The organism is Streptomyces sp. cg35 (genome assembly GCF_050410835.1).
Lineage (GTDB): Bacteria > Actinomycetota > Actinomycetes > Streptomycetales > Streptomycetaceae > Streptomyces.
In genome coordinates this window covers 1,711,163-1,736,405 of the sequence record NZ_CP191268.1, presented here as the reverse complement: position 1 = coordinate 1,736,405, position 25,243 = coordinate 1,711,163, and the positions used below count along the sequence as shown (strand labels likewise).

At 72.4% G+C, this 25,243-nt stretch carries 22 protein-coding genes; 16 read left to right on the top strand and 6 right to left on the bottom strand.

Annotated features, from left to right (window positions below; genetic code table 11):
- Positions 1–17 precede the first annotated feature (17 nt).
- From ACQUQD_RS08175 to ACQUQD_RS08115, 13 genes are all read left to right on the top strand, one after another.
- On the top strand, positions 18–461 hold the full coding sequence (locus ACQUQD_RS08175) for an SRPBCC family protein (RefSeq protein ID WP_428951353.1): 444 nt from the start codon (positions 18–20) through the stop codon (positions 459–461).
- Between the two features lie 186 nt (positions 462–647).
- Positions 648–3,065 (top strand): MFS transporter, encoded by a 2,418-nt coding sequence (locus ACQUQD_RS08170; RefSeq protein WP_428951352.1) that lies wholly within the window; start codon positions 648–650, stop codon positions 3,063–3,065.
- A gap of 186 nt (positions 3,066–3,251) precedes the next feature.
- A complete protein-coding gene (locus ACQUQD_RS08165) occupies positions 3,252–5,693 on the top strand; it encodes a SpoIIE family protein phosphatase (protein WP_428951351.1) in 2,442 nt (813 codons plus the stop codon).
- Positions 5,694–5,815: 122 nt separating this feature from the next.
- On the top strand, positions 5,816–6,556 hold the full coding sequence (locus tag ACQUQD_RS08160) for a class I SAM-dependent methyltransferase (protein WP_428951350.1): 741 nt from the start codon (positions 5,816–5,818) through the stop codon (positions 6,554–6,556).
- A 53-nt stretch (positions 6,557–6,609) separates the two neighbouring features.
- On the top strand, positions 6,610–7,938 hold the full coding sequence (gene fes, locus ACQUQD_RS08155; protein WP_428951349.1) for an enterochelin esterase: 1,329 nt from the start codon (positions 6,610–6,612) through the stop codon (positions 7,936–7,938).
- Positions 7,939–8,039: 101 nt separating this feature from the next.
- A complete protein-coding gene (locus ACQUQD_RS08150; RefSeq protein WP_428951348.1) occupies positions 8,040–8,873 on the top strand; it encodes a M55 family metallopeptidase in 834 nt (277 codons plus the stop codon).
- Complete coding sequence (locus tag ACQUQD_RS08145) at positions 8,866–10,203, top strand: M20/M25/M40 family metallo-hydrolase (protein ID WP_428951347.1); 1,338 nt, start codon at positions 8,866–8,868, stop codon at positions 10,201–10,203. The genes ACQUQD_RS08150 and ACQUQD_RS08145 overlap by 8 nt, the downstream gene beginning before the upstream one ends.
- An 89-nt stretch (positions 10,204–10,292) precedes the next feature.
- Positions 10,293–12,290, top strand: a complete 1,998-nt coding sequence (locus ACQUQD_RS08140; RefSeq protein WP_428951346.1) for a prolyl oligopeptidase family serine peptidase — start codon at positions 10,293–10,295, stop codon at positions 12,288–12,290.
- Entirely contained in the window at positions 12,287–13,216 is a 930-nt protein-coding gene (locus ACQUQD_RS08135) for a S66 peptidase family protein (protein ID WP_428951345.1), read from the top strand. The genes ACQUQD_RS08140 and ACQUQD_RS08135 overlap by 4 nt, the downstream gene beginning before the upstream one ends.
- 352 nt (positions 13,217–13,568) lie before the next feature.
- Positions 13,569–15,365 carry a CocE/NonD family hydrolase gene (locus tag ACQUQD_RS08130; protein ID WP_428951344.1) on the top strand — a complete coding sequence of 599 codons (1,797 nt, stop codon included), beginning with the start codon at positions 13,569–13,571 and terminating at the stop codon, positions 15,363–15,365.
- Positions 15,366–15,471: 106 nt separating this feature from the next.
- Positions 15,472–15,714 carry a LapA family protein gene (locus ACQUQD_RS08125; protein ID WP_428951343.1) on the top strand — a complete coding sequence of 81 codons (243 nt, stop codon included), beginning with the start codon at positions 15,472–15,474 and terminating at the stop codon, positions 15,712–15,714.
- A complete protein-coding gene (locus ACQUQD_RS08120; protein ID WP_428951342.1) occupies positions 15,711–16,013 on the top strand; it encodes a hypothetical protein in 303 nt (100 codons plus the stop codon). The genes ACQUQD_RS08125 and ACQUQD_RS08120 overlap by 4 nt, the downstream gene beginning before the upstream one ends.
- A 35-nt stretch (positions 16,014–16,048) precedes the next feature.
- Positions 16,049–16,606, top strand: coding sequence for a GNAT family N-acetyltransferase (locus ACQUQD_RS08115; RefSeq protein WP_428951341.1), 558 nt, complete (start codon positions 16,049–16,051; stop codon positions 16,604–16,606).
- Here ACQUQD_RS08115 and ACQUQD_RS08110 read toward each other — a convergent pair.
- Positions 16,575–16,925 (bottom strand): DUF6204 family protein, encoded by a 351-nt coding sequence (locus tag ACQUQD_RS08110; protein ID WP_428951340.1) that lies wholly within the window; start codon positions 16,923–16,925, stop codon positions 16,575–16,577. The genes ACQUQD_RS08115 and ACQUQD_RS08110 overlap by 32 nt on opposite strands.
- 68 nt (positions 16,926–16,993) lie before the next feature.
- Here ACQUQD_RS08110 and ACQUQD_RS08105 point away from each other — a divergent pair, with 68 nt between their 5' ends.
- Both ACQUQD_RS08105 and ACQUQD_RS08100 read left to right on the top strand, forming a co-directional pair.
- The gene (locus tag ACQUQD_RS08105) at positions 16,994–17,893 is read left to right on the top strand and encodes an arginase family protein (RefSeq protein WP_428951339.1); all 900 of its coding nucleotides are present in this window, start codon (positions 16,994–16,996) and stop codon (positions 17,891–17,893) included.
- Positions 17,894–17,985: 92 nt separating this feature from the next.
- On the top strand, positions 17,986–19,983 hold the full coding sequence (locus ACQUQD_RS08100; RefSeq protein WP_428957485.1) for a DUF5107 domain-containing protein: 1,998 nt from the start codon (positions 17,986–17,988) through the stop codon (positions 19,981–19,983).
- A 26-nt stretch (positions 19,984–20,009) separates the two neighbouring features.
- On the opposite strand, the gene ACQUQD_RS08095 is transcribed toward ACQUQD_RS08100, so the two are convergent.
- The 4 genes from ACQUQD_RS08095 to ACQUQD_RS08080 all read right to left on the bottom strand — a co-directional run bounded on the left by ACQUQD_RS08095 (position 20,010) and on the right by ACQUQD_RS08080 (position 23,922).
- On the bottom strand, positions 20,010–21,317 hold the full coding sequence (locus ACQUQD_RS08095) for an amidohydrolase (protein ID WP_428951338.1): 1,308 nt from the start codon (positions 21,315–21,317) through the stop codon (positions 20,010–20,012).
- Positions 21,318–21,382: 65 nt separating this feature from the next.
- On the bottom strand, positions 21,383–22,654 hold the full coding sequence (locus tag ACQUQD_RS08090; RefSeq protein ID WP_428951337.1) for an amidohydrolase family protein: 1,272 nt from the start codon (positions 22,652–22,654) through the stop codon (positions 21,383–21,385).
- Between the two features lie 144 nt (positions 22,655–22,798).
- Positions 22,799–23,506, bottom strand: coding sequence for a GntR family transcriptional regulator (locus ACQUQD_RS08085; RefSeq protein WP_428951336.1), 708 nt, complete (start codon positions 23,504–23,506; stop codon positions 22,799–22,801).
- 56 nt (positions 23,507–23,562) lie between these two features.
- Positions 23,563–23,922, bottom strand: coding sequence for a VOC family protein (locus tag ACQUQD_RS08080; protein WP_428951335.1), 360 nt, complete (start codon positions 23,920–23,922; stop codon positions 23,563–23,565).
- Positions 23,923–24,254: 332 nt separating this feature from the next.
- On the opposite strand from ACQUQD_RS08080, the gene ACQUQD_RS08075 reads away from it, so the two are divergent.
- Positions 24,255–24,626, top strand: a complete 372-nt coding sequence (locus ACQUQD_RS08075; RefSeq protein WP_428951334.1) for an SUKH-3 domain-containing protein — start codon at positions 24,255–24,257, stop codon at positions 24,624–24,626.
- A gap of 210 nt (positions 24,627–24,836) precedes the next feature.
- On the opposite strand, the gene ACQUQD_RS08070 is transcribed toward ACQUQD_RS08075, so the two are convergent.
- Entirely contained in the window at positions 24,837–25,157 is a 321-nt protein-coding gene (locus ACQUQD_RS08070) for a DUF4429 domain-containing protein (RefSeq protein ID WP_428951333.1), read from the bottom strand.
- Between the last annotated feature and the right edge of the window lie 86 nt (positions 25,158–25,243).

Sequence of the window (25,243 nt, the reverse complement as noted above, 5' to 3'; positions counted from 1 at the left end):
AGTGCTGGAGGAAAGTCATGGCGCAGGTCGAGGCCACCACGGAACGTGTCGTCGCCGCGAAGCCGGACGACGTGTTCGACGCCCTCGCCGACTACAACGGCACGCGCGCGAAGCTGCTCACCGAGCACTTCAGCGAGTACGAGGTGCGCGAGGGCGGCGACGGCGAGGGCACCCTCGTCCATTGGAAGCTCCAGGCCACCAGCAAGCGCATCCGCGACTGCCTGCTCGAGGTGACCGAGCCCACCGACGGTGAGCTCGTCGAGAAGGACCGCAACTCCTCGATGGTGACCACCTGGCGTGTCACGCCCGCCGGTGAGGGGCAGTCGCGGGTCGTCGTCTCGACCGTGTGGAACGGTGCGGGTGGCATCGGCGGCTTCTTCGAGAAGACCTTCGCCCCGAAGGGGCTCGGCCGCATCTACGACGGCGTGCTCGCCAAGCTCGCCGCCGAACTGGAGAAGTGACCCTCAAACACCGATCTCCCGCTCACCGTTTCGAGTGGTTTTCGTTTCGACTCAGTTGTACGCCGTAGGGCTCCGACCGGCGCATTCGTCGATCGAGCCCGCCTGAGGTGCGTCTCGTCGCGCTTGCCCCCCGTTGTCGCGTAATGCGAGAAATGGGCGGCGCAAGGGCGACGAGGGGAGCAGCAGGTGGGCACGACGACGCTGGTGACCGAACCCGTGGGGGAGCGGGAGGTGACCCGCGAGCCGGCTCCGGTCACCGCCCCGGCGCCTCAACAGGGCGCGGCGCCCCCTCAGTTGCCCGGCGACGGACTCAGCCCGCGGCGCGTCCGGATGGTGTTCGTCGGCCTGATGCTCGCGCTGCTGCTCGCCGCGCTGGAGCAGATGATCGTCGCCACCGCGCTCCCGAAGATCGTCGGTGAGCTGCACGGTCTCGACAAGATGTCCTGGGCGATCACCGCCTATCTGCTGACCTCCACCATCGGCCTGCCGATCTACGGAAAGCTCGGCGACCTCTTCGGCCGCAAGGGCGTCTTCCAGTTCGCGATCGTCGTGTTCGTCATCGGCTCCGCGCTCGCGGGGCGGGCCCAGAGCATGGACCAGCTCATCGCGTTCCGGGCCGTCCAGGGCGTCGGCGCCGGCGGTCTCATGATCGGCGTGCAGGCGATCATCGGCGACATCGTGCCGCCGCGCGAACGCGGCCGCTACATGGGCCTGATCGGCGCCGCCTTCGGCCTCGCCTCGGTCGCGGGCCCCCTGCTCGGCGGCTACTTCACCGACCACCTCTCGTGGCGCTGGTGCTTCTACTTCAACGTCCCGTTCGGCCTGGTCACCCTCGCCGTCACCGCGGTCGTCCTCAAGCTCCCCAAGCCCACGAAGAAGCCCCGGCTCGACGTGCCGGGCGCGCTGCTGCTGGCCTCGGCCTCCACCTGCCTCGTGCTGCTGACCAGCTGGGGCGGCACGGAGTACGCCTGGGGCGACCGCGTCATCATCGGACTCGGCGCCGGCGCGCTCGCCTCCGCGGTGCTGTTCGTCGTCGCCGAGAAGTTCGCGGCCGAACCCCTCATCCCGCTGCGGCTGTTCCGCGATTCCGTCTTCAACCTCAGCGGCTTCATCGGCATGGTGGTCGGCGTCGCCCTGTTCGGCGCGGCCAGCTATCTGCCGACCTTCCTGCAGATGGTCGACGGCGCCACCGCCACCGAGTCCGGGCTGCTGATGCTCCCCATGATGGGCGGCGTCGTCGGCGCCTCGATCATCTCGGGCCAGCTCATCAGCCACACCGGCCGCTACAAGCTCTACCCGATCCTCGGCAGCGCCCTGTCCGCGCTCGGCATGTATCTGCTGTCGCGCCTGGAGGTCGACACCCCGCGCCTCGAGTACAGCGCCTACATGGCGGTGCTCGGCGCCGGTATCGGCCTGATCATGCCCGTGCTGGTGCTCGCCGTGCAGAACTCCGTGCGCCCGGCCGACCTCGGCACGGCCACCAGCGCCAACAACTACTTCCGGCAGATCGGCGGCAGCGTCGGCGCCGCGATCTTCGGCACGCTCTTCGCGAACCGGCTGGCCGACGCCCTCGCCGACCGGCTGCCCGCCACCGGGGCCGGACGGACCGACGCGGCGTCCATCACCCCGCAGCTCGTCCACGCGATGCCCGAAGCGCTGCGCACCCCGTACATCCAGGCCTACGCGGACGCGATGCCCCGCATCTTCCTCTACCTGGTGCCGGTCCTCGTCCTGGGTCTGGTCCTCGCCTTCTTCCTCAAGGAGACACCCCTGTTGTCCAGCACAGCCCCCTCCGAGAACCCCGTCACCCCCGTCGTGCCCGCCCAGGAGCGTGTCTCGTACGCCGCCGGGGTCCCGGTCTGCGGAACGGTGCGGCACTCCGACTCCACCCCCGTACCGCGCGCCGCGCTCACCCTCATCGACGTCGGCGGCACCCAGATCGGGCGCGGCGCCAGCGGCGACGACGGCCGGTACGCGCTGTCGACGCCGGGCGCGGGCAGTTACGTGCTGATCGCGGCGGCCGGCGGACACCAGCCGCAGGCGGTCACGGTCACCGTCGGGGAGCGGCCGGTCGACCTGGACGTCGTGCTCGGCGGCGCCGGCCGCCTCGCCGGTGCGGTGCTCACGGCGGACGGAGCTCCCGTGCGGGACGCGACCGTGACCCTGACCAATGTGCACGGCGAGGTCGTCGCGACCACCCGCAGCGGACGTGAAGGCGGTTACGTCATCACGGAGTTGGTGGCCGGCGAGTACACCCTGGCGGCGAGCGCCCCCGCGTACCGCCCGGCGGCCCTGCCCGTGACGGTGATGGCCTCCCGCGAGACCCGGCAGGACGTGGAACTGGCGGGCGGGGCGGTGCTGCGCGGAACGGTACGGGCCGGCGGCGGCCGTCCCGTGGAGGACGCCCGGGTCACCCTGCTCGACGCCGCCGGGAACGTCGTGGACACGCTGACGACCGGGCCGGACGGGACGTTCCGCTTCGTCGATCTGTCGTCGGGCGAGTACACGGTGATCGCGGCGGGCTACCCGCCGGTCGCCACGGTGCTCCAGGTCGCCGGGGGCGGTCGCACGGAACGCGACCTCCAGCTCGGGCACGAGGACTGAGAGCCCCGTCGGGGGCGTGGGACCCGCCCGGCCCGTCGCCGCCCGGGCGCCCCGCACGACACAGGGCGCCCGTCAAGGGGCGGAGGGTCAATTCGCCCGTAGACACCCGGTGTTGACGGGCCGCGCGTACCGTGGAAGGAGGCGGTGCGCACCCCCGGCGTGCCGGAGGGAAGGAGCGCGGGCGCGATGCCAGGCACCGGTCGATCCCCCCAGGGCCGCGTCCCGCTGGCCGTTGTCGTCGTCGACCGGGCGGGCCGCGTCTCCCACTGGAGCACCGGCGCCCGCCGCCTCTTCGGCCCCGGCCGGGAGGAGGCGGTGGGCCGTCCCGTCGCCGACCTCCTGCCCGTGTCCGGCGCCCTCCCGGACGACTGTGTGGAGCCCGAGGCGGCCCGCGGCCCCTACGGTGCGCACGACGGGCTCGGGCACGGCCTGGAGGAGTCGCTCGGCGGCCGCACCTCCTACCCGGCCGCCGGCCGCGCCCGGCTCGACACCAGCGCCGGGCCCTGCGAACGCATCGACGTGCTGTGGTGGGCGTACCCCCTGGTGGGGCCGGGCCCCGAGCGGCTGCTCGTGCTCGCCGCCGACGCCCGGCGGCTCAGTGGCGGCGACCCGGGGGCCGAGGGCCCGCGGGAGGTGGCGGGAGAGCGCATGGCCCCAGGCTTCGCGTTGCACACCGACTTCCCGGCCGCCGACGAGCTCGCCCGCAGACTGCCCGAGATCCTGCCCAGCATGAGCGTGCGCGAGAGCGCCCGGATCGTCGGCCAGGTACTCGAACTCGGCTATCCAGTCCTGGAGTTCAGCCAGCAGGACCGGGTCCCCGTCACCGCCGACTGGGGTGTCGCGCGGCGCACCGAGCGCCAGGAGCGGCGGGTGCGGGCCGAGCGCGCCGCCGCAGCCGGGGTGCCGTCCCCGCGCAGGCCGCCGGACGACGCCGAGGACCTCGAGTTCATGGCGGTGCGCGAGCGCCTGGAGTTCCTCAACGAGGTGAGCGGGCGCATCGGTTCGTCCCTCGATCTGTCCCGCACGATCATCGAGGTCAGCCGCGCCGTCGTGCCCCGCTTCAGCGATGTCGCCGGCACGTACCTGCGGGAACAGGTCGTCGCGGGCGAGGGGTTCCCCGAGGGGCCGCCCGACACCACCACGATGTGGCACCGCGTCGCCGTGGAGCACACCGACGAACCCGGCCGCTGGGACGATGTCGTACCGGTCGGCGAGTCCATGCCGTTCCCGGCGCACACGCCGTTCTTCCAGTGCATGACGACCGGTGACCCGGTCCTCGTCCCGTACATCTCCGAGGAGATGGGCAACGCGATCGCGGCGCAGTTCGAGAAGCGCGACATCCGCCCGCTGATCAACCACCGTTCCATGCTCGTCGTGCCGCTGAAGGCGCGGAACGTGGTCCTCGGGTTCATGATCCTGCTGCGCCACCGGGAGCGGCCGGTCTTCAACGACATGGACCGCGTCACCGGCGCCGAACTCGCCGCGCGCGCCGGGCTCGTGCTCGACAACGCGCGCATGTACGCGTACCAGGAGTCCGTCGCGGAGACGCTCCAGGACAGCATGCTGCCGCACATCGAACCGCACATGCCGGGCTGCGACGTCGCCACCCGCTATCTGCCGGGCGCCCTGCTCGGCCGGGTCGGCGGCGACTGGTTCGACTCCATCAAACTGCCGGGCGCGCGTACCGCCCTCGTGGTGGGCGACGTCATGGGGCACGGGCTCAACTCGGCGGCCATGATGGGCCAGTTGCGGACCGCGGTGCAGACGATGGCCGCCCTCGACCTGCCGCCGGCCCAACTCCTGCGCAATCTGGACGACTTGGCGCAGCGCCTGGGGGAGCACTATCTCGCCACATGTCTGTACGCGGTGTACGACCCCATTGCCGGCGGACTGCACCTCGCCAACGCCGGACACATCCCGCCGGTGATCGTGCGCGCCGCCGACGGCCGCAGCGAGCTCCTGGAACTGCCCACCGGCGCGCCCATCGGTGTGGGCGGGGTGCCCTTCGAGTCCGTACGGATCCCGGTCGCGCCCGGCGACCGCGTCGTGATGTGCACGGACGGCCTCGTGGAGGTCCGCGGCGAGGACATCGGGGTGGGGCTTGCCACGCTCTGCGAGTCGGCGGCCCACCCGGCCGCCTCCATGGACGACGCCTGCGACACCATCATCCGTTCCCTCGCGGGCCGCGGCGGCCGCAAGGACGACGTGGCGCTCCTGATGGTCCGCACGAGCGGCATCGAGCCCGGCGACGTCGCCCAGTGGGAGCTCGACGGCGAACCGTCCGAAGTGCCGCGCGCCCGCGGCCTCGTACGGCGGCAGCTCGCGCTGTGGGGCCTGTCGGACGTCGAGTACGTCGCCGAACTCATGGTCAGCGAACTGGTCACGAACGCCGTGCGGCACACCGCGGGCGGCCGGGTGCAGGTGCGCCTGGTGCGCTCGGGCACGCTGCTGTGCGAGGTCGAGGACACCGAGCACACCCTGCCGACGCTGTGCAGCGCGGGGCCGGGTGACGAGTTCGGGCGGGGGCTGCGCGTCGTCGCGCGTCTGGCGCGCGAGTGGGGCACGAGCCGCACCGCGCACGGCAAGACCGTGTGGTTCGAGCTCACCCTGCGCCGCGAGCGCGTCTGACGCGGGGGCCGAAGGCCCGTACCTCGGGAAGGCGGTGCCGCCCCGCTTGTGGGGCGCACCCCGGCGCGGTAGACCGACCTGATGCTCCGGCCGGTTCCGCCGCCGCACCCCCGGGAGGGCCCATGAGTGTGACCGAGCGCTACAAGAAGGCGTGGGAGGGCTTCTGGGGCGAGGCTCCCGAGGAGCCCGGAGGCGTCTTCTGGGACGCCGAGCCCGCGCTCACCGTGGGCCTCCATCTCGACCTGTTCGAGCCGCTGTTGGCGGCCCCCGGCCTGCCCGTCGTGGACCTCGGATGCGGCAACGGCACCCAGACCCGCTTCCTCGCCGACCGCTACCGCAAGGTGGTCGGCGTGGACCTGTCCGGTGCCGCCCTCGGCCGGGCCCGCCGCGCGGACCCCGCCCAACAGGCCGACTACCGGCAGCTGGACGCCACGGACCAGCGTCAAGTGAGCGCGCTGCACGTGGAGTTGGGTGACGTGAACGTCTATATGCGGGGCGTGCTGCACCAGAGCGACCCCGTCGACCGGCAGCCGCTCATGGACGCGGTGGCGGCGCTGGTCGGCGAGCGCGGGCGCGGCTTCGTCGTCGAGCTGTCGGAGGGGGCCCGGACGATCCTGCGGGGGCTCGCGCGGCACCCGGCCGGTCCGCCGCCCAAGCTGGCCCCGGTGTTCGCCCATGGTATCGCCCCCGGCGAGGTCCGCGACGCGGCCGTGCCCGGGTATGCCGACGCGGCGGGCCTCGCGGTGCTCGCGTCCGGCGAACTGCCTTTGATCACCACGGAGTTCACCCCCGACGGGAGCCGCATCGAGCTGCCGTCGCGGTGGCTGGTGGTGGAGCGGGCGTCCGACCCGCCCCGATGGTAGGTTAGCTTAGGCTAAGCTAAGTAAGTCACGATGGGTCAGGAAGCGGTGGGGCGATGCACGCGCCTTTGGTCTCGTCCGATCTCGCCTGGGTGGAGGAGGCCGTACGGCCGCGCCCGGCCGTCGGTGTCCGGGTGGCGCGGCTGCTCGACGACCTGACCGGGGCCGACGGGCCGCTGCGCGCCGACCTCGCCGCCGCGTTCTGGGCCGACGTCGCACGGCTCGGCGCCCCGCTCGTGGAGCCGATCGAGGGCGAACCGGACCACCGCACCCTCACCTTCCTGTACCGCGGCCACCGGGCCACCCGGCACGTCCTGCTGTTCAGCAACCGCCTCGTCGACCGCGCCCGGCTCGCCGACGCCCTGCTGCACCACGTCCCCGGCACCGACATCTGGCATCTCGGCCTGCGCCTGCGCGCCGACCACCGGGGGGCCTACCGGATGGCCGCCGACATCTCGACCGGCCACCCGCCCGCCGACCCCGACCGGCTCCAGGAGTTCCTGCGCACCCTCCAGCGGTACGCCGGCCCCGATCCGCTCAACCCCCGGACGATCCCCACCCGTTGGGGCGGCCCGGACTCCTCCGTCTTCGCTCTGCCCGCCGCTCCCGGACAGTGCTGGGAGGGGGCCGCGCGCGAGGTGCCGCGCGGGCGGGTCGAGCGGCACCGCGTGGACAGCCCCGCCCTCGGCGCGGTCCGTGACGTGTGGGTCTACCTGCCGCCCGGACAGGGCCACCGCGACCTGCCCGTCGTCGTGCTCGGCGACGGCGACATGTGGCTGGGCGGCATGGGCCTGCAGGACTCCCTGGACGCGCTGATCGCCGCCGGCGCGCTGCCGCCGCTGATCGTCCTCGCCCCCGACTCCGTCGACGGTCCCACCCGCTGGCGCGAGATGAGCGCCCGCGACTCCTACGTCACGTTCCTCGCGGACGACGTACTGCCCTGGGCCGCCGGACGCTGGCCGCTCACCACCGACCCGCGCCGCACCGTCGTCGCCGGACAGAGCCTCGGCGGGCTCACCGCCCTGTACGCGGGCCTGGTCCGCGCCGAGCGGTTCGGCAACGTCCTCGCCCAGTCGCCGTCCCTGTGGTGGCACCCCGGCCTGCCGGTCGACGCCGTGCCGCAGACTCCGGTCGCCGGCGTCCCCTGGCTCGTTGGGCGGTACGCGCAGGCCCCGCCCCGCGACCTCACCGTGCACCTCGACGTAGGGCTGCACGAGGGTCCGATGGTCGGCTACAGCCGCGCGCTGTACGAGGCGCTGCGCCCGGCCGGGTACCGGGTCACGCTCGACGAGTTCAACGGCGGCCATGACTACGCGTGCTGGCACGGCGCCCTCGTCGACGCCCTCGTCCGGATGCTGGCGCCGGATCCGCCCGCAGCGCGCTGACGAGCGCGAACCCGGCCGAACGGGTCCTCCATTGGTCTATACCCCTGAGAGTTATCCACAGGTCTGGTGAGGTGTGCCCGGATCCGCGTACGGTGCTGGCCATGAAGATCCTCATCAGCGCCGACATGGAGGGCGCCACCGGTGTGACCTGGCCCGCGGACGTCCTGCCGGGCACACCGCAGTGGGAGCGCTGCCGCTCCCTGTTCACCTCGGACGTGAACGCGGCGGTGCTCGGCTTCTTCGACGGCGGCGCCGACGAGGTGCTCGTCAACGAGGCGCACTGGACGATGCGCAATCTGCTCCTGGAGCAGCTCGACGACCGCGCGCAGATGCTCACCGGACGCCACAAGTCGCTGTCCATGGTGGAGGGCGTCCAGCACGGCGATGTCGACGGCATCGCGTTCATCGGGTACCACGCGGGCGCCGGCATGGAGGGCGTCCTCGCGCACACGTACCTGGCGAACCAGATCACCGGCGTGTGGGTCAACGACGTACGGGCCAGCGAAGGCCTGCTGAACGCGCACGTGGTCGCCGAGTACGGCGTCCCCGTCGTCCTCGTCACCGGCGACGACCACGCCTGCGACGACGCTCTCGGGTACGCGCCGGAGGCCCGCAAGGTCGCCGTCAAGGACCATGTGTCCCGGTACGCGGCGGTGTGCCGCACCCCGGGGCGGACGGCCGCCGACATCCGGGCCGCCGCCAAGGACGCCGCGTCGATCGCCGTGCGTCACGAGCCGGTGCAGGCGGGTCCGTTCACGGTGGAGGTCGAGTTCGACGCCGAGCACCTCGCCATGGCCTCGACCGTCGTGCCCGGGGTCGAGCGGACCGGCGAGCGTAGGATCGCGTACACGCACGAGACCATGTACGAAGGCATCCGCACCTTCAAGGCGGTCACCACGATCGCCTCGGCCGCGGTGGAGGAACAGTATGGCTGAGCAGCACCTTCCGACGATCGACCAGAAGGCGCTCGACGAAGTCGTCACCTTCACCTCCGAGCTGATCCGCATCGACACGACGAACCGCGGCGGCGGCGACTGCAAGGAGCGCCCCGCCGCCGAGTACGCGGCGGCCCTGCTCTCCGAGGCGGGCCTGGAGCCGACGATCCTGGAGCGCACCCCGGGCCGGGGCAATGTGGTGGCCCGCATCGAGGGCACCGACCCCTCCGCCGAAGCCCTCCTGGTCCACGGCCACTTGGACGTGGTGCCCGCGGAGGCCGCCGACTGGAGCGTGCACCCGTTCTCCGGCGAGGTCCGCGACGGCGTCGTGTGGGGCCGCGGCGCCGTCGACATGAAGAACATGGACGCGATGATCCTCGCGACCGTCCGCCAGTGGGCCCGCGTCGGGTTCCGGCCGCGGCGCGACATCGTCATCGCGTTCACCGCCGACGAGGAGGCCAGCGCCGAGGACGGCTCCGGGTTCCTCGCCGACGAGCACCCCGAGCTGTTCGAGGGCTGCACCGAGGGCATCAGCGAGTCCGGCGCCTACACCTTCCACGACGGCAGCGGCAAGCAGATCTACCCCATCGGCGCGGGCGAGCGCGGCACCGGCTGGCTCAAGCTCACCGCCCACGGCAAGGCGGGACACGGCTCGAAGGTGAACGCGGCGAACGCGGTCACGCGCCTCGCCGCCGCCGTCACCCGCATCGGCGAGCACCAGTGGCCGATCCGCCTCACGCCCACCGTGCGCGCCGCCCTGTCCGAACTCGCGGCCCTGTACGGCATCGAGACCGATGTCCACGCGGCGGACTTCGACGTCGATGCGCTGCTGGCCCGGCTCGGCCCGGCCGCCTCCCTCGTCGAGGCGACCGTGCGCAACAGCGCCAACCCGACGATGCTGTCCGCCGGCTACAAGATCAACGTGATCCCGGGCGAGGCCACCGCGCACGTCGACGGCCGCTATCTGCCGGGCGCCGAGGACGAGTTCCGCACCACCCTCGACGCGCTCACCGGACCGGACGTCGACTGGGAGTTCCACCACCGCGAGGTCGCCCTCCAGGCGCCCGTCGACTCGCCCACGTTCGCGAAGATGCGGGCCGCGGTCGAGGAGTTCGCCCCCGAGGGGCACACCGTCCCCTACTGCATGTCGGGCGGCACGGACGCCAAGCAGTTCTCCCGCCTCGGTATCACCGGCTACGGCTTCGCCCCGCTCAAGCTCCCCGAGGGCTTCGACTACCAGGCACTCTTCCACGGTGTCGACGAGCGGGTCCCGGTGGAGGCGCTGCACTTCGGCGTGCGCGTACTCGACCGGTTCTTGCGCTCGGCATAGGCACGGCCCCTACCCGCGCGACGTACTAGGAAAAAGCGGAGGACGCGAAGAACATGGAGGGTCTGGAGTAAATGGGGGGCGGGAACGACATGGTGCACACGCAGGCCTACGGCTCCTGGCCGTCGCCGATCGACGCCGCGCTGGCGGCGGCGCACGACGGCAAGCCGGAGTACGTCGGATTCGTGGGCGACGAGGCCTGGTGGACCGAGCCGCGGCCGGCCGAGGCGGGCCGGCGCGCCCTGGTGCGGCGCAGGCCCGACGGCACGGAGCAGTCCGTGCTGCCCGCGCCGTGGAACGTGCGCAGCCGCGTCATCGAGTACGGCGGCCGCCCCTGGGCCGGCACCCAGCGCTCCGAGGGCCCGCTGCTGGTCTTCGTGAACTTCGCCGACCAGCGGCTGTACGCGTACGAGCCCGACCTTCCCGGCGCGCAGCCGCGCCCGCTCACCCCGCTGTCCGCCGTCGGCGACGGCCTGCGCTGGGCCGACCCGCAGTTCCACCCCGGCCGGGACGAGGTGTGGTGCGTCCTGGAGGAGTTCACCGGCGACGGGCCGACCGACGTGCGGCGCGTGGTCGCGGCCGTCCCGCTGGACGGCTCGGCGGCCGATGACCGCGGCGCGGTGCGCGAACTCACCGACGGCGCCCACCGGTTCGTCACCGGCGCCCGGCTCGCGCCGGACGGCCGACGGGCCGCGTGGATCGCCTGGGATCACCCGCGCATGCCCTGGGACGGCACCGAGCTGCTGGTCGCGGACGTCGCCGGGGACGGCACGTTCGGCCCCGCGCGGACCGTGGCGGGCGGCCCGGAGGAGTCCGTCTGCCAGGTCGAGTGGGCCCACGACGGGGCGCTCCTGTACTCGGGGGACGCCGGCGGCTGGTGGAACGTGTACCGGATCGACGCGGCGGGCGCCGGCTCCGGCGCGGCCCGGCCGCTCTGCCCCCGCGAGGAGGAGTTCGGCGGGCCGCTGTGGAAGATCGGCCTGAGCTGGTTCAAGCCGCTGGAGGCCGGGCTGGTCGCCGTCGTGCACGGCGTCGGCGCCACCTCGCTCGGCGTCCTCGACCCGGAGACCGGCGAGGTCGTCGACACGGCCGGCCCCTGGACCGAGTGGTCCTCCTCGCTCGCCGTGCACGGCACCCGCGTCGTCGGCGTCGCCGCGAGCCCCCGCACCGGACACGAGGTCGTCGAGCTGGACACCTCCACCGGGCGCACCCGGGTGATCGGCGGCGCGCACAGCGACCCCGTCGACCCGGCGTACTACCCCGAGCCGCAGATCCGTGTCTTCAGCGGGCCCGACGGCCGGGACGTCCACGCCCACATCTACCCGCCGCACAGCCCCACCCACGCGGCCCCGGACGAGGAACTCCCGCCGTACGTCGTATGGGCGCACGGCGGCCCCACCGGTCACTCGCCGCTCGTCCTCGACCTGGAGATCGCCTACTTCACCTCGCGCGGCATCGGCGTCGCCGAGGTCAACTACGGCGGCTCCACGGGCTACGGGCGCGAGTACCGCAACCGGCTGCGGGAGCAGTGGGGCGTCGTCGACGTCGAGGACTGCGCGGCCGTCGCCCTCGCGCTCGCCGACGAGGGCACCGCCGACCGGGACCGGCTCGCCATCCGCGGCGGCAGCGCCGGCGGCTGGACCAGCGCGGCGTCCCTGACCAGCACGGACGTCTACGCGTGCGGCACCGTCATCTACCCCATCCTCGACCTCACCGCCTGGGGAAGCGGGGAGACGCACGACTTCGAGTCGCAGTACCTGGAGTCCCTCGTCGGACCGCTCGACGAGGTCCCCGCACGGTACGCGGAGCGCTCCCCGGCCGAGCACGCCGACCGGCTCACGGCGCCCTTCCTGCTTCTCCAGGGACTCGACGACGTGATCTGTCCGCCCGCCCAGTGCGAGCGGTTCCTCGCGCGGGTGGAGAGCGAGGGGCGGCGGGTGCCGCACGCGTACATCGCCTTCGAGGGCGAGGGGCACGGATTCCGCCGGGCGGACACCATGGTCCGCGCCCTGGAAGCCGAACTCTCCCTGTACGCCCAGGTGTTCGGCCTGCACCCGATCGGCATCCCCACCCTGGAGCTCACCAAGTGAAACCGCTGGTGCGGCCGGAGAGGCTGGCTCCCGGCGCCCGGGTCGCCGTCGTCGCGCCCAGCGGTCCGGTCCCCGAGGACCGGCTGCAGGCGGGCCTGGACATCCTGCGCGGCTGGGACCTGGAGCCGGTCGTCGCGCCCCATGTCCTGGACGTGCACGGGGAGTTCGGCTACCTCGCGGGTGCGGACGCCGACCGGGCCGCCGATCTGCAGCGCGCCTGGTGCGATCCCGGTGTCGACGCCGTGCTGTGCGCCCGCGGCGGATACGGGGCACAGCGCATGGTCGACCTGCTCGACTGGACGGCGATGCGGGCCGCGCGGCCCAAGGCGTTCGTCGGGTACAGCGACATCACCGCGCTGCACGAGGCGTTCGCCGTCCGCCTCGGCGTGAGCACGCTGCACGGGCCGATGGTCGCGGCGGCGGACTTCCTCAAGAACGCACGGGCGCAGGACCATCTGCGGGCCACGCTGTTCGCACCCGAGTCGGTCCGGGTGATCCCCGCGGGGGAGGGGGCCGGTGTACTGGTGCCCGGCGTCGCGCGGGGCGTCACCCTGGGCGGCTGCCTGTCCCTGCTCGCCGCCGATCTCGGTACGCGGCACGCCCGTGCCTGCGCGCGTGGGGGCCTGCTCTGTCTGGAGGACGTCGGTGAGGAGACGTACCGCATCGACCGGTACGTCACCCAACTCCTGCGCGGGGGCTGGCTGGAGGGCGTCTCGGGGATTCTTCTCGGGTCCTGGGCGGAGTGCGATCCGTACCCTGAGGTGCGGGCTCTTCTCATGGACCGGTTGGGCGGGCTCGGGGTTCCTGTGGTGGAGGAGTTCGGGTTCGGGCACGGGGACGGGGCGTTGACCCTGCCGTTCGGGGTGGCGGGGCAATTGGACGCCGGGGCCTTGACGTTGACGCTGGATGCGCCGGCGCTGCGCTGACGCCTCACCGCCTGCCGGGTTCTCTTGCCGGGCGGCACCGGGTTCGCCGTGGTTGCTCGCGCAGTTCCCCGCGCCCCTGAAGGCCTGCGGCCCCGCCGCGCCTCCGGGAGCGGGCGCGTACCTCCGTGCAGGACCTATGACCTGAGATGGCGCACGCAGTGCGCATCTCAGGGGCGCGGGGAACTGCGCGACCAGCCACACTCCACCCGCACTCACCCAACACGCCGCCCCGCACGGCGATCGGCCCCGCCAGAAACCTCCCGCACACCCATTGACCCTCAACTGACACGCGTCACACCATGACTCCGCGCGCATACCTACTGGTCGGTAAAACCACGCGTGGAGGACACCCGTGCCCAGACCCCGTACCCCCCTCACCGCCGCCATCGGCACCGTCGCGGCGGCACTCGCGGCCCCGCTGGCCCTCGCCGTCCCCGCGAGCGCGGTCGGCGGCGTGACCGCGTCCACCGGCGAATACACCGTCACGGCACTGAAGTTCACCGTGCAGACCGGTGACCGCACCTGCACCGTGGATGCGGACCTGTACCGGCCCGCCGGTGTCGACGCGGAGCACCCCGCGCCCGCCGTCCTCACCACGAACGGCTTCGGCGGCAGTAAGTCGGACGGGTCCACGGACGCGACCGGCAAGGCCTTCGCGCAGCGCGGCTACGTCGGACTGGTCTACTCGGGCCTCGGCTTCGGCAAGTCGGGCTGCCTGATCTCGCTCGACGACCCCCGCATCGACGGCAAGGCGGCCTCCGCGCTCGTCGACTTCCTCGCCGGCACCCGGGCCGCCGACGACGGCACCGAGGTCGACTACGTCACGGCCGACAAGAAGGGCGACCCGCGCGTCGGCATGATCGGCGGCTCGTACGGCGGCGCCGTCCAGATGGCCACGGCCGCCGTGGACCACCGGGTGGACGCGCTGGTCCCGCTGATCACCTGGCACGACCTGGCCTACTCGCTCGACCCGCAGAACGCCGCCGACCGGGACACCCCCGGCGTCTTCAAGTGGCAGTGGAGCAACGGGTTCTATCTGATGGGCGAAGGGCAGCCGCTGCTGGAGCCCTCGCTCGACCCGTCGCGCATCAACAAGCTGAGCTGCCTGCACTTCGTCGACGACGCCTGCGAGACGATCCGCACCCTCAACTCCGGCCGCTACCCGGCCGACAGGACCCGGGCGCTGCTCGACTACGCGCGCAGCGTGTCCCCGGTCTCGTACCTGAAGGACGTGAAGGCGCCGACGCTGCTCGTCCAGGGACAGGCCGACAGTCTGTTCAATCTCAACGAGGCCAGGGCCACGTACGACACCCTGCGCGGGCAGGGCACCACCGCCAAGATGATCTGGCAGTCGTGGGGACACAGCGGCGGGCTCACCGACCCCGCGTCCGGTGAACTCAACCTGTCCCAGGGCAACTTGGAGACCAGCTACGTCGGCAGGCGGATCCTCGCCTGGTTCGACCGCTACCTGAACCACAAGAAGGGCGTCGACACCGGACCCGCCTTCGCCTACTACCGGGACTGGATCGGCGACCCGGACGACACCTACGCGACCGCCCCGGGCGTCCCCGCCCTGTCGAAGAAGCTGTACCTGTCCGGCGACGGCAAGCTCGTCGACAACCGCAAGAAGGTCGCCCGCGGCAGCCGCGAGTACCGCAACTGGCTCATCCCCACCAGCCACTCCGAGTCGTCCCTCGCCGGACTCATCGGACTGCCCGACCCGGCGCCGCGCGACACCCGGGGCACCTACCTCGACTGGACCACCGACCCGCTGACCGCGGCCACCGACGTCGTCGGCGCCCCGAAGGCCACCCTCAAGGTGATCTCGCCGAGGACGGAGCGCGTGCAGCACTCCGGTGACGCCGCCGACAAGCTCGTCCTCTTCGCGAAGCTGTACGACGTCGCGCCCGACGGCACGAAGACCCTGGTGCACCGGCTGGTGGCCCCGGTCCGGGTGCCCGACGTCACCCGCCCCTTCACCGTCACCCTGCCCGGCATCGTGCATCGCTACGAGAAGGGACACCGCATCCGGTTCGTCGTCGCCGCGAGCGACGACGCGTACGGCGGCAACAAGGGCGTCAAGCCGGTCACCGTCACCAGCGCGCCCGAGGACACCGGCACCGTGGAACTGCCCGTCGTCGGGCAGTAGCCGTCACCCGTACGGGCCCTCGGCCGCTGCGCAAACGCCGCTTTCCCGCACATGCTGGGCGGGGAGGCGGCGACGTCCTCCGGGGGAACGACGGAAGGGTCCACCGATGAGCCCCAAGGACACCGCGAGCTCCTCGAAGAGCGGCGGCTCCAGCGCGTTCACGCCGGCCAGGATCGCGGTACTGGTCCTGGCGGTCCTCGCCGTGATCTTCATCTTCGAGAACACCCGTCAGGTGAAGATCCGGCTGCTGATCCCCGAGGTCACCATGCCGCTGTACCTGGCGCTCGCGGCCGTCTTCGTCATCGGCGGCATCTGCGGGGGCTATTTCATGGCGAGGAGACGCAAGTGAGACGACGAGTGGCGACAGTGGCGGCCGGGACGGTGCTCGCCCTGACCGCGTCGGCGGGCGCGGCGGCTGCGGCCGACGGGCCGCGGATGCCCGACTTCCGCGGCCGCGGGCTGATGCACGTGTTCTCGACCCTCGACTACCGGACCAAGGTCGAGGTCGCCGACGTCAGCGGCACGCACCGGCACGTCCTGTGGCCGCTGAGCTGGAAGGTGTGCAGCCAGTCCCCGGCCGTCGGGCGGGAGATCGGGACCGGCACCGTGCGCATCGGCGTCGTGAAGCACGGCGAGAAATGCCCGTAGCAGGGCGCCCGGCAGCCGCCGCGTAGGCTGCCCGGATGAATGATCATCTGGCCGTGGGTGGCCGTGTCGTCCTGCGGCACATCGCCCTCACCGACGCCGACGAGTTCACCGCCCGGGCCCGCGAGAGCCGGGAACTGCACCGGCCCTGGCTCTTCCCGCCGCTGACCGCCGACGCGTTCGCCGGGTACGCCGGGCAGCTCGTCGAGGACCCGGCCAAGCACGGCTTCCTCGTGTGCGAGCGCGAGAGCGGCGCCATCGCCGGATTCATCAACATCAACAACGTCGTCCAGGGCGGCTTCCGCAGCGGCGCGCTCGGCTACGGCGCCTTCGCGCACGCCGCCGGGCGCGGTCTGATGTCCGAGGGGCTCGGCCTCGTGATCCGGTACGCGTTCGGACCGCTCGGCCTGCACCGACTGGAGATCAACGCCCAGCCCGGCAACACCGCGTCCCTCGCGCTGGCCCGCCGCGCCGGATTCCGCCTGGAGGGCTTCTCGCCGGACTTCCTCTTCATCGACGGGGCCTGGCGCGACCACGAGCGCTGGGCGCTCACCGCCGAGATGACTACCGCCCGGCCCGGCCCGGCTTCCGGTTGATCTTCATGGTGTCCATGTCGGTCACCGTCGAGCGCAGCTCCCCGTGCCCGAGGCCGCGCTCGCGCAGATACGCCTCGGCACGCTCCTCGGCGAGCGCGCCCGCCATCTCGTCGCCGTCGTCCGGGTCGGACGCGACGACGTAGCGCATCGAGAAGTGCTTGAGCGTGCGGTCGTACGCGAGCGAGCCCTCGGGCGCGAACCGCATCCCCGCGATGCCCTCGTGCTCCGCCACCTCGGCGAGCAGCCGCTCCCGCACCGCGTCGTCGAGACCCTCGAAGGTGGCGCGGACGATGACCCGGTAGGTGTGGCTCTCGGCCATGGTGCGACGTGCTCCTCGTGCTGCGGAACTGTTGAAAACGCCAGCCTACGTCGATGAGGATGGCCGGCATGCGGAATATCGTCGCCATCGACGCCCCCTCCAACCTGGGCCTGCGCCCGCCCGCCCCCGGCACGGTCCCCGGCGTCTACAAGCTCGCCGGCGCGCTGCGCGAGAACGGGATCGTGCGCAGGCTCGGCGCCCTCGAGGGTGGCGTCGTCGTCCCGCCGCGCTACGACCGGGGCGACTGGCAGGAGGGCGACGGGGTCTTCAACGCCGCCGCCATCGCCGCGTACACCGTGCGGCTCGCCGACCGGATCGAACGGCACCTGCGCGCGGGGGAGTTCACGCTCGTGCTCGGCGGCGACTGCTCGATCCAGCTGGGCGCCGCGCTCGCCCTGCGCCGCATCGGCCGCTTCGGACTCGCGGCCGTCGACGCCTCGGCCGACTTCCGCCACCCCGGGAACTCCGAGAGGGTCGGCGCCGCCGGCGGCGAGGAACTGGCCCTCGCGACGGGCCGCGGGCAGCGGGACCTCACCGACCTGGAAGGGCTGCGGCCGTATCTGCGCGACGAGGACGTCCGGCTCTTCGGCGGGCGCGACGCCTTCGGGGACGACCGGGCCGAGCTCGCCGCACTCAAGATCCCGAACGTGACGGTCGGCGAACTCCGCGAGTGGGGCGTCGACGACGTCGTACGCGGCTTCGTGCAGAGCTTCGAGGTGCCGGTGCTCGACGGATTCTGGGTGCACCTCGACGCCGACGTGCTCGACCCGTCCGTCATGCCCGCCGTCGACAGCCCCGACCCGGACGGGCTGCTGCCCGACGAACTCCTCGCGCTGCTGAGGCCGTTGCTCGCCTCGCCGCGCTGCGTCGGCATGAACGTCACGATCTACGACCCCGACCTGGACCCGGACGGCACCGCGGGAGCGCTGCTCACCGATCTGGTCGTCGCCGCCTTTGCGCAATCCTGACCGGAGCAGCCCCTGGTCAGCTCGCCGATGACCATGTTCCATGGTCATCGGGGGCGGGCCGCGCCCCGGGCCGACGGGAGGCAGACGTGACCATGCTGCGACGTGAGGTACTGACCCTGCCGGGCGTCGAGTTGGGCCCCGCGAACCCGCTGCCGCCGCTGCGGCCCCTCGACGAGGTCCACGGGATCGACGAGCGCGCCAAGGAGGACCTGCCGCTCGACATGGCCCGCCAGCTCGGCTACCGGCCCCTGCGCAGCCTGCTGCCCGAGCGGATCCGCGACGGCTACGGCCGGGACCGGGCCCCGGTCGACCTCGACACGATCGTGCTCGAGAACGACCGGCTGCGGGTGACGGTGCTGCCGGGCCTCGGCGGACGGATCGCCTCGCTGTTCCACAAGCCGACCGGGCGCGAACTCCTCTACCGCAACCCGGTGTTCCAGCCCGCCGCCTTCGCGCTCAACGGCGCCTGGTTCTCCGGTGGCGTCGAGTGGAACATCGGCGCCACCGGCCACACCACCCTGTCCTGCGCGCCCCTGCACGCGGCGCGCGTCACCGCGCCCGACGGCGGCGAGATGCTGCGCCTGTGGGAGTGGGAGCGGCTGCGCGACCTGCCCTTCCAGGTGGACCTGTGGCTGCCGGAGGAATCCGACTTCCTCTACGTCGCCGTCCGCATCCGCAATCCGCACGAGAAGCCCGCGCCGGTCTACTGGTGGTCCAACATCGCCGTGCCCGAGGAGCGCCGGGTGATCGCCCCCGCACAGGAGGCCTGGCACTTCGGGTACGAGCACGCGCTGCGCCGGGTCCCCGTGCCCGAGTGCGACGGCTGCGACCGCACGTATCCGCTGAACAGCGAGTTCCCCGCCGACTACTTCTACGAGGTGGGGGACGGCCGGCGCCGCTGGATCGCCGCGCTCGACGGGGACGGGCACGGGCTCGTCCAGACGTCGACCGACACACTGCGCGGCCGGAAGCTCTTCCTGTGGGGGAGCGGCACCGGCGGGCGGCGCTGGCAGGAATGGCTGACCGAGCCCGGCACCGGCGGCTACGCCGAGATCCAGGCCGGCCTCGCGCGCACTCAGCTGGAGCACGTACGCCTCGAGGCGGAGGGGGAGATCAGCTGGATGGAGGCGTACGGGCCGCTGTCGGCCACTGCCGAAACGGTTCACTCCCAGGGGAGTTGGGCCGCCGTCGTCGACGAGGTCGAGGGGCGGCTGGAACGGGCGCTGCCGCGGGCCGACGTCGAGGCCGCGTACGAGGCATGGCGGCCGCACGCCGATGCCGAGCCGGGGCAGCGGCTCGCCGTCGGATCCGGGTGGGGTGCGCTCGAAGTGCTGCGCGCCGGATGGAAGCTGCCCGGGACGCCGTTCGACGAGTCGACCCTCGGCGAGGCGCAGGCCCCGTGGCGGGAGCTGCTGGAGACGGGCGCGCTCCCGGAGCCGCGGCGGGTCGGCGCGCCCGGGCCCAGCCCGGTCGCCCCGGCCTGGCGGGACATGCTGGAGACGGCGCCGGCCCGGCCGCTGTCCGAGTACCACCTCGGGGTGGCGCAGTGGCATGCGGGGGACCGCGCCCAGGCCGTGCGCAGTTGGGAGCGCGGGCTCGAACTCGCCGCGTCCGACTGGCCGTTCCTGCGGTGCCTGGCGGTGGCCGACGCCACGGACGGACACCACGAGCGGGCCGCCGACCGGCATGCCGAGGCGTTCGACGACCTGTGCGCGGAGCGCCGGGACGACGGGGAGGCCTGGGTGGCCGCGACGGCCGCGCTCGGGCGCGAGGCGATCGAGGCGTTGCTGGCGGTGGGGCGGGCCGGGGAGGCGCGGGGTGTGTGGGGCCGGTTGCACGCGGGGACGCGGTCGCGCGGCCGGTTCCGTCTGCTGGAGGCCCGACTTCTGCTCGCCGAGGGCGAGGTGGCGGCCGCTCGGGGTGTCTTCGAGGCGGGGTTCGAGGTCGCGGATCTGCGGGAGGGGGCGGAGATCCTCGGGGAGGTCTGGGCGCGGGTCGCACCGGGCGAGCCGTTGCCCGCCCGGTACGACTTCCGCATGAGGCCCCCGTCGACATCGGACCCCGTCCGGTCAAGCCCCTCCGGCGATTGACGAGTAGGGGCCGGGGCCCGTGCCGGTCAGACCAGCTCCCCGTTCCGCGCCACGACCTGACCGCCGTGGACGACCATGTCGCGCTGCGGCATGTCGACCACGACCTGCGGGACGCACTCGCCGCGCACGAGGACGAAGTCCGCCGGTGACCCGGGCCGCAGGTCGGCGTGCGGGAGGCCCATCACGTCGGCGCCGCCGTGCGCGCCCACCGTGTAGCAGGACGTCAGCTCGTCGTCGAGGCGGACATCCGTGACCCAGCCGAGGATGTGCGCCCGGTGCAGCATGTCCGCGTTGCCGAACGGGCTCCACGAGTCGCGCACCCCGTCCGAGCCCAGCCCGACCCGCACCCCGTGCTTCTTCAGCTCGGTGATGGGCAGCACCAGGGACTCGTTCGGCGCGACCGTGGTCAGGGCGATGTCCAGATCGGCCAGGTCGCCCGCCATCGTGTCGAGTTCGGCCGCGGACAGGAACGGCAGACAGAAGACGTGGCTCACCGTCACCTTGCCCCGCAGCGACAGCGCCCGGGTGCGCTCGATGATGCCGCGCAGCACCTTCGTGCCCTTCTCGTCTCGGTCGTGCAGGTGGATGTCGACGCCGACACCGTGCTTGTCCGCCAGGTCGAAGACCAGGTCCAGCTGCTCGTCGAGGGCGTGGTCGAAGCTGATCGGATCGATACCGCCGATCATGTCGACGAGGCCGCCGCGCGCGGCGTCCTCCAGCAGCTTCGCCGTACCGGGCGTACGGACCACGCCGTGCTGCGGGAACGCCACGATCTGCACGTCGAGCGCGTCCGCGAGCCGCTCCCTGGCCTCGGCGATGCCCTCGACACCGGCCAGCCCGTAGGCCGGCGCCACGTCGGCGTGCGCCCGCATGGCACGCGTGCCGCGGGTCACGGCGTGCGCCATCAGGCCGTACGCGCGCTCGCCGACAGGACGTTTCTGCGACTCGAAGAGCTCGACGTCCTGCGCGCAGTAGTCGGCGATGCTGCTCGCCGGCTTGCGGGTCACCCAGTCGCCGCCCCAGCTCGTCTTGTCGGGGTGGATGTGCGCGTCCACCAGCGAGGGCAGGGCGAGCCGCCCGCCGCCGTCGACGACCTTGGCGCCCCTGGGGGCGGGGGCGTCGCTGATCAGACCGTCGATCACGGTCAGGTCCACGGCGTCCCGCGCGCCGAAGGGCCGTACGTCGCGGAAGACCACGGCCTTCTTGGGGCGATGCGCGCCGCCGGACCCGGCCGTGGCCGCCGGTGCCGCCGCGGCCGCCGACGGGGTCAGGGCCGCGCCCAGCGAGGCGGCTCCCGCGAGGACACCACGACGGGACAGGGGAGGGGGAGTCATACGGAATCTCCTTCGAAGGCGATTGAGGTGGGGCGGTGGAACGGGCGGCCTCGTGCGTCGGATGATCAGAGGGCGATGCCCGAACGCACCACGCGCACCGGGGACTTGAGGACCGAGACGTCCGCCAGCGGATCGCCCGGGATCAGCAGGACGTCGCCCGCGTGGCCGCGCGTCAGGCGGCCCGCCGAACCGTCCAGGCCGAGCAGGTGAGCGGCGCCGGTCGTCGCGGTGCGGATCGCGTCGAGCGCCGACAGACCCGCCGCGTGCATCAACTCGACCTCGCGGCCGATCGGCTTGATCGAGCCGCCCGAGGAGTCGGTGCCGGCGGCCAGCGGCACCCCCGTCTCGTGCGCGGCGAGCACGGCCTTCTTGAGCACCGGCAGATAGGCGCGGCCGCGCTCGGCCAGGACCGGGTCCGAGGAGTCGGCGAGGCCGGCGATCGCGGTCAGGGTGGGGGTGAAGTACGTACCCCTGCGCCGCATCTCGCGCAGGGTGCGCTCGGCGACGAACACGCCGTGCTCCAGGGAACGGATACCCGCGGTCACCGCGTCGTGGCAGCCCTGCTCGCTGTAGCTGTGGCACAGCACGCCCTTGCCGCCGCGCCGGGCGGCCGCCACCACCTCGGCGAGCTGCTCGTGCGAGTACACCTGGGCGAGCGGGTCCTGCTCGGGCAGGCCCGCGCGCTCGTTGACCCGGGTCTTCACGACGTCCGCGCCGCGGGCCAGGTTCACCTGGACGACGCGGCGCAGCGCCTCGGCGGACCGCACGCCGTTCTTGAGCCGGGCCAGGGGCGTCAGGTCGGGATCGGCGAGGACGGTGTCGCCGAGGTCGGGCGTGACGAAGATGCCGGCGGCCCGCAGCCGCGGTGCCAGTTCGGGGGCCTGGCGGGCCAACTCCCGTACGGCGATGTCCTGGTAGAAGTTCGTGGAGCCGCTGCGCGCGCTGGTGGCGCCCTGGCGGACGGCGTCGCGCGCCTCGGCCGCGGTGTTGAGGTGGATGTGGGCGTCGATCAGCCCCGGCAGCATCCAGTGGCCGTGCGCGTCCAGGCGCGGCATACCGGCGGGGACGTCGACGTCGTCACGGGAGCCGGCCGCGCGCACCACACCGGCCCGGATCACGACGACCGCGTCCTCGGTGACCTCGCCGGTCGCCGGATCGAGCAGCGTGCCGCCCTCGACGACCAGGTCACCGGTGCGGGCGGGACTCTTCGGCGCCGCCGCGGCGGGGGCCGAACCGGCGGTGAGGGCGGTGGCGGTGCCGGCGAGGGCCGCGGAGGCGGCGAGCACCCCGCGGCGGGTCAGTCGGCTGGACGGGGGCTCGGCGGGCTCGACACACATGGGGGCTCCTTGGGGGGAGGAGGACCTGGCCCGACTTTTTGTATACCAACAGAAAGGGCGCGGCAAGATCGCCTCGCGACCGCCCCGCCCCTTTGCGTGCTTTCCCGGGAATGTCTAGCGGTTCCGAACCTGCTTGTGGCCCATCTACGCGCTCTCGGTATACAAACTGGAGCCGGAGTCACCGAAGAGCGACTTCAGCGCCACCGCGCGGCTGTCCCTGACGTGCAGCAGCGTGCTCGCCGCCGCGGACTCCTCGTCGCCCGCCGCGATGTGCCGGAACATGTCGGCGTGCTGCGCCCGCATGTGCTCGGGCTCGTCGCGCATCCCGAACAACAGCTGCAACTGCCAGCTGAGCTGCTCCATGGTGCGGGCCAGCAGCGGGTTGCCGCCGAGCGCCACGATCTCCTCGTGGAACGCCGTGTGCGCCGCCACCTCGCGCGGCCCCTCGTCCGCCGCGGCCGCCCGCTCGGCCCGCGCGAGGAGCTCCCGCAGCGCGGCAAGGCCCTCCGGTTCCCGCGGTCCCGCGGCGGCGACCGCGCGGGCCGCGAGCCGCGAGGCCTGCACGGCCAGCGGCTCCCACACCTCGTACAGGTGCCGGACGTCGACCCGTTCCAGACGCCGCACACGCACACCGCTGTGCGGCAGCAGTTCCAGCAGGCCCTCGGTCACCAGGGCGCGCAGCGCCTCGCGCACCGGGACCCGGGACATGCGCAGCTCCTCGGCGACCTCCCGCTCCACGAGGCGCGCGCCCATCGGGTAGCGGCGGTCGACGATGCGCCGGCGCACCTCCTCGCGCGCCTGCGCGCTCAGGGACGTCCGTCCCTGCCCCGGCTCCTCCTGCTTGCCCGCCACGTGCACCGTCCTTCGCCGTCGTGCTCCGGGCGAGGATACGTGCACGCCGTGAGGGCTCAGGATTCCGCGGGCACCTGCCGGTCCACGTACTCGAAGACCGAGCCGTCGGGGTGCAGCGCGATCAGATTGCGGCCGGCCGGGGTCGGTACCGGCCCCGCGACGACCTTCGCGCCCGACGCCGTCAGGACCGCGTTGGCCTCGTCCACGTCCCGTACGGCGATCGTGGCCGACACCTTGCGCAGCACTTCCAGCTCCCGCTCGGGACCGCTCATCAGCAGGAAGCAGCCGACGGCGGCGACGGAGACCCCGCCACGATCGAAACGCAGCGCCTGGCTGCCCGTGAGCTGTTCGTAGAACGTGACCGAGGACTCCAGGTCCTCGACGCAGATGCGCAGCGTGGTTCCCAGGATCTCCATGACTGGAGCGTCTCCATCTCTCTGACCCGCGAAGTCCTTGATCTCCGTACCCCACCAGCGGGAAACGACCGGCCGCAGCCTGCCGCCACCCCCTCCCGGCGGAGCTGCAACGATTTCATGATTGCCATCCCCGTCGCTACCGTCCCCGGTGAGGAGATGCCCTCAACTCCTCGGCTCCTGATGGCCACTTCCCGGCGCCATCGCGATCCGGGTGCGCCAGCGAGGCTCGAGTCATCGAGGGGCGAGGACTGCAAGGAACCCTGCGCCTCCCGCACGCGCATGCTTCCGCCCGTCGGTGCCATCGCTGTTTGATCTGGAAGAGGATGAGAACTGTGTCCGTATTGAAGTCTCCTGAGGCGGTTGATGCCTGGCTGGGGAGTGCCGGGTGGTACCCGGGACGCCGGTGTGACGACCTGGCCGCCGCTGAAGTGGAGACGGCTCTGACGGATTTCCGCAACGACGGCGACAGTCTTGAAGTCATCCAGCCTGCTCTCGAATTTCTCCGTGAGCACGTCGGCCTTGATCTGCCTGTTCACGCCGCTACCGAAGACAGGCTGATCTTCCATTCGCGCCTCATGTATGAAGGCGCGGCGGAGGATGTTCAAGAACTCGCCGACGGACTGAAAAAGAAGGTCTTCCCCGTCGCGCACGACACCTATGACGGTGCAACGGTCCTCATGGACGAAGCGGGAAGATTCTTCTAGCTGCATCACAGCGGCGACTATTTTCTCGGCGACGACAAGTACTCGGCGTTGATGAGCTACTCGCGCGGCTATCCACTCGACGACGCGGAGGACTACTACGCCTGAGCTTCAGTCCCGACTCCGCGTCGGAGCGCGTGCGTAACCCAGCAGTGTGCACTTACGCGTCCGCGACCCTCGGCGTCCTCCAGTTCGCTGCGAACCGCAGGACGGCTAGCCGCGGGCCTGCTCGACAGCGGCGACGAGTTTCTCCGCGAGATCGTTGCTCTTGTGCGGAACGGACAGGCTGTGGGGATCCGAAGCCGGCGGACGTCCGCCCTGCATGAGGCCGCTCTTCTCGCCTGCGGCGGCCGCGCCGGGGACCAAGAACTGTACGTAGCCGTGCATCAGTCTGGTGGCCCGCTTGAAACGGGTGCCTGTCACGTCGACTGCCCGGACCCGAAACGGCGCCGGCTTGGGTCCGACGGGCGTCTTCGTGATGGTGATCCATTCCCCGTCGAAGTGGATGGTTCCCTGAACGCCACGAACTTCCATGTCCGTCCCCAGACGCGCGAGTTGGCAGAGGGATTCATGGCATCACAGGTGAAGGCGGAGCGGAAAGGGTGAGCCACCTTCTGCGG

Excerpts from the sequence above, each read along its gene's own strand:
- ACQUQD_RS08175 (WP_428951353.1), top strand. The coding sequence starts at position 18 with ATGGCGCAGGTCGAGGCCACCACGGAACGTGTCGTCGCCGCGAAGCCG.
- ACQUQD_RS08165 (WP_428951351.1), top strand. The coding sequence starts at position 3,252 with ATGCCAGGCACCGGTCGATCCCCCCAGGGCCGCGTCCCGCTGGCCGTT.
- ACQUQD_RS08160 (WP_428951350.1), top strand. The coding sequence starts at position 5,816 with ATGAGTGTGACCGAGCGCTACAAGAAGGCGTGGGAGGGCTTCTGGGGC.
- fes (WP_428951349.1), top strand. The coding sequence starts at position 6,610 with ATGCACGCGCCTTTGGTCTCGTCCGATCTCGCCTGGGTGGAGGAGGCC.
- ACQUQD_RS08150 (WP_428951348.1), top strand. The coding sequence starts at position 8,040 with ATGAAGATCCTCATCAGCGCCGACATGGAGGGCGCCACCGGTGTGACC.
- ACQUQD_RS08145 (WP_428951347.1), top strand. The coding sequence starts at position 8,866 with ATGGCTGAGCAGCACCTTCCGACGATCGACCAGAAGGCGCTCGACGAA.
- ACQUQD_RS08140 (WP_428951346.1), top strand. The coding sequence starts at position 10,293 with ATGGTGCACACGCAGGCCTACGGCTCCTGGCCGTCGCCGATCGACGCC.
- ACQUQD_RS08125 (WP_428951343.1), top strand. The coding sequence starts at position 15,472 with ATGAGCCCCAAGGACACCGCGAGCTCCTCGAAGAGCGGCGGCTCCAGC.
- ACQUQD_RS08115 (WP_428951341.1), top strand. The coding sequence starts at position 16,049 with ATGAATGATCATCTGGCCGTGGGTGGCCGTGTCGTCCTGCGGCACATC.
- ACQUQD_RS08110 (WP_428951340.1), bottom strand. The coding sequence starts at position 16,925 with ATGGCCGAGAGCCACACCTACCGGGTCATCGTCCGCGCCACCTTCGAG.
- ACQUQD_RS08105 (WP_428951339.1), top strand. The coding sequence starts at position 16,994 with ATGCGGAATATCGTCGCCATCGACGCCCCCTCCAACCTGGGCCTGCGC.
- ACQUQD_RS08100 (WP_428957485.1), top strand. The coding sequence starts at position 17,986 with ATGCTGCGACGTGAGGTACTGACCCTGCCGGGCGTCGAGTTGGGCCCC.
- ACQUQD_RS08095 (WP_428951338.1), bottom strand. The coding sequence starts at position 21,317 with ATGACTCCCCCTCCCCTGTCCCGTCGTGGTGTCCTCGCGGGAGCCGCC.
- ACQUQD_RS08090 (WP_428951337.1), bottom strand. The coding sequence starts at position 22,654 with ATGTGTGTCGAGCCCGCCGAGCCCCCGTCCAGCCGACTGACCCGCCGC.
- ACQUQD_RS08080 (WP_428951335.1), bottom strand. The coding sequence starts at position 23,922 with ATGGAGATCCTGGGAACCACGCTGCGCATCTGCGTCGAGGACCTGGAG.
- ACQUQD_RS08070 (WP_428951333.1), bottom strand. The coding sequence starts at position 25,157 with ATGGAAGTTCGTGGCGTTCAGGGAACCATCCACTTCGACGGGGAATGG.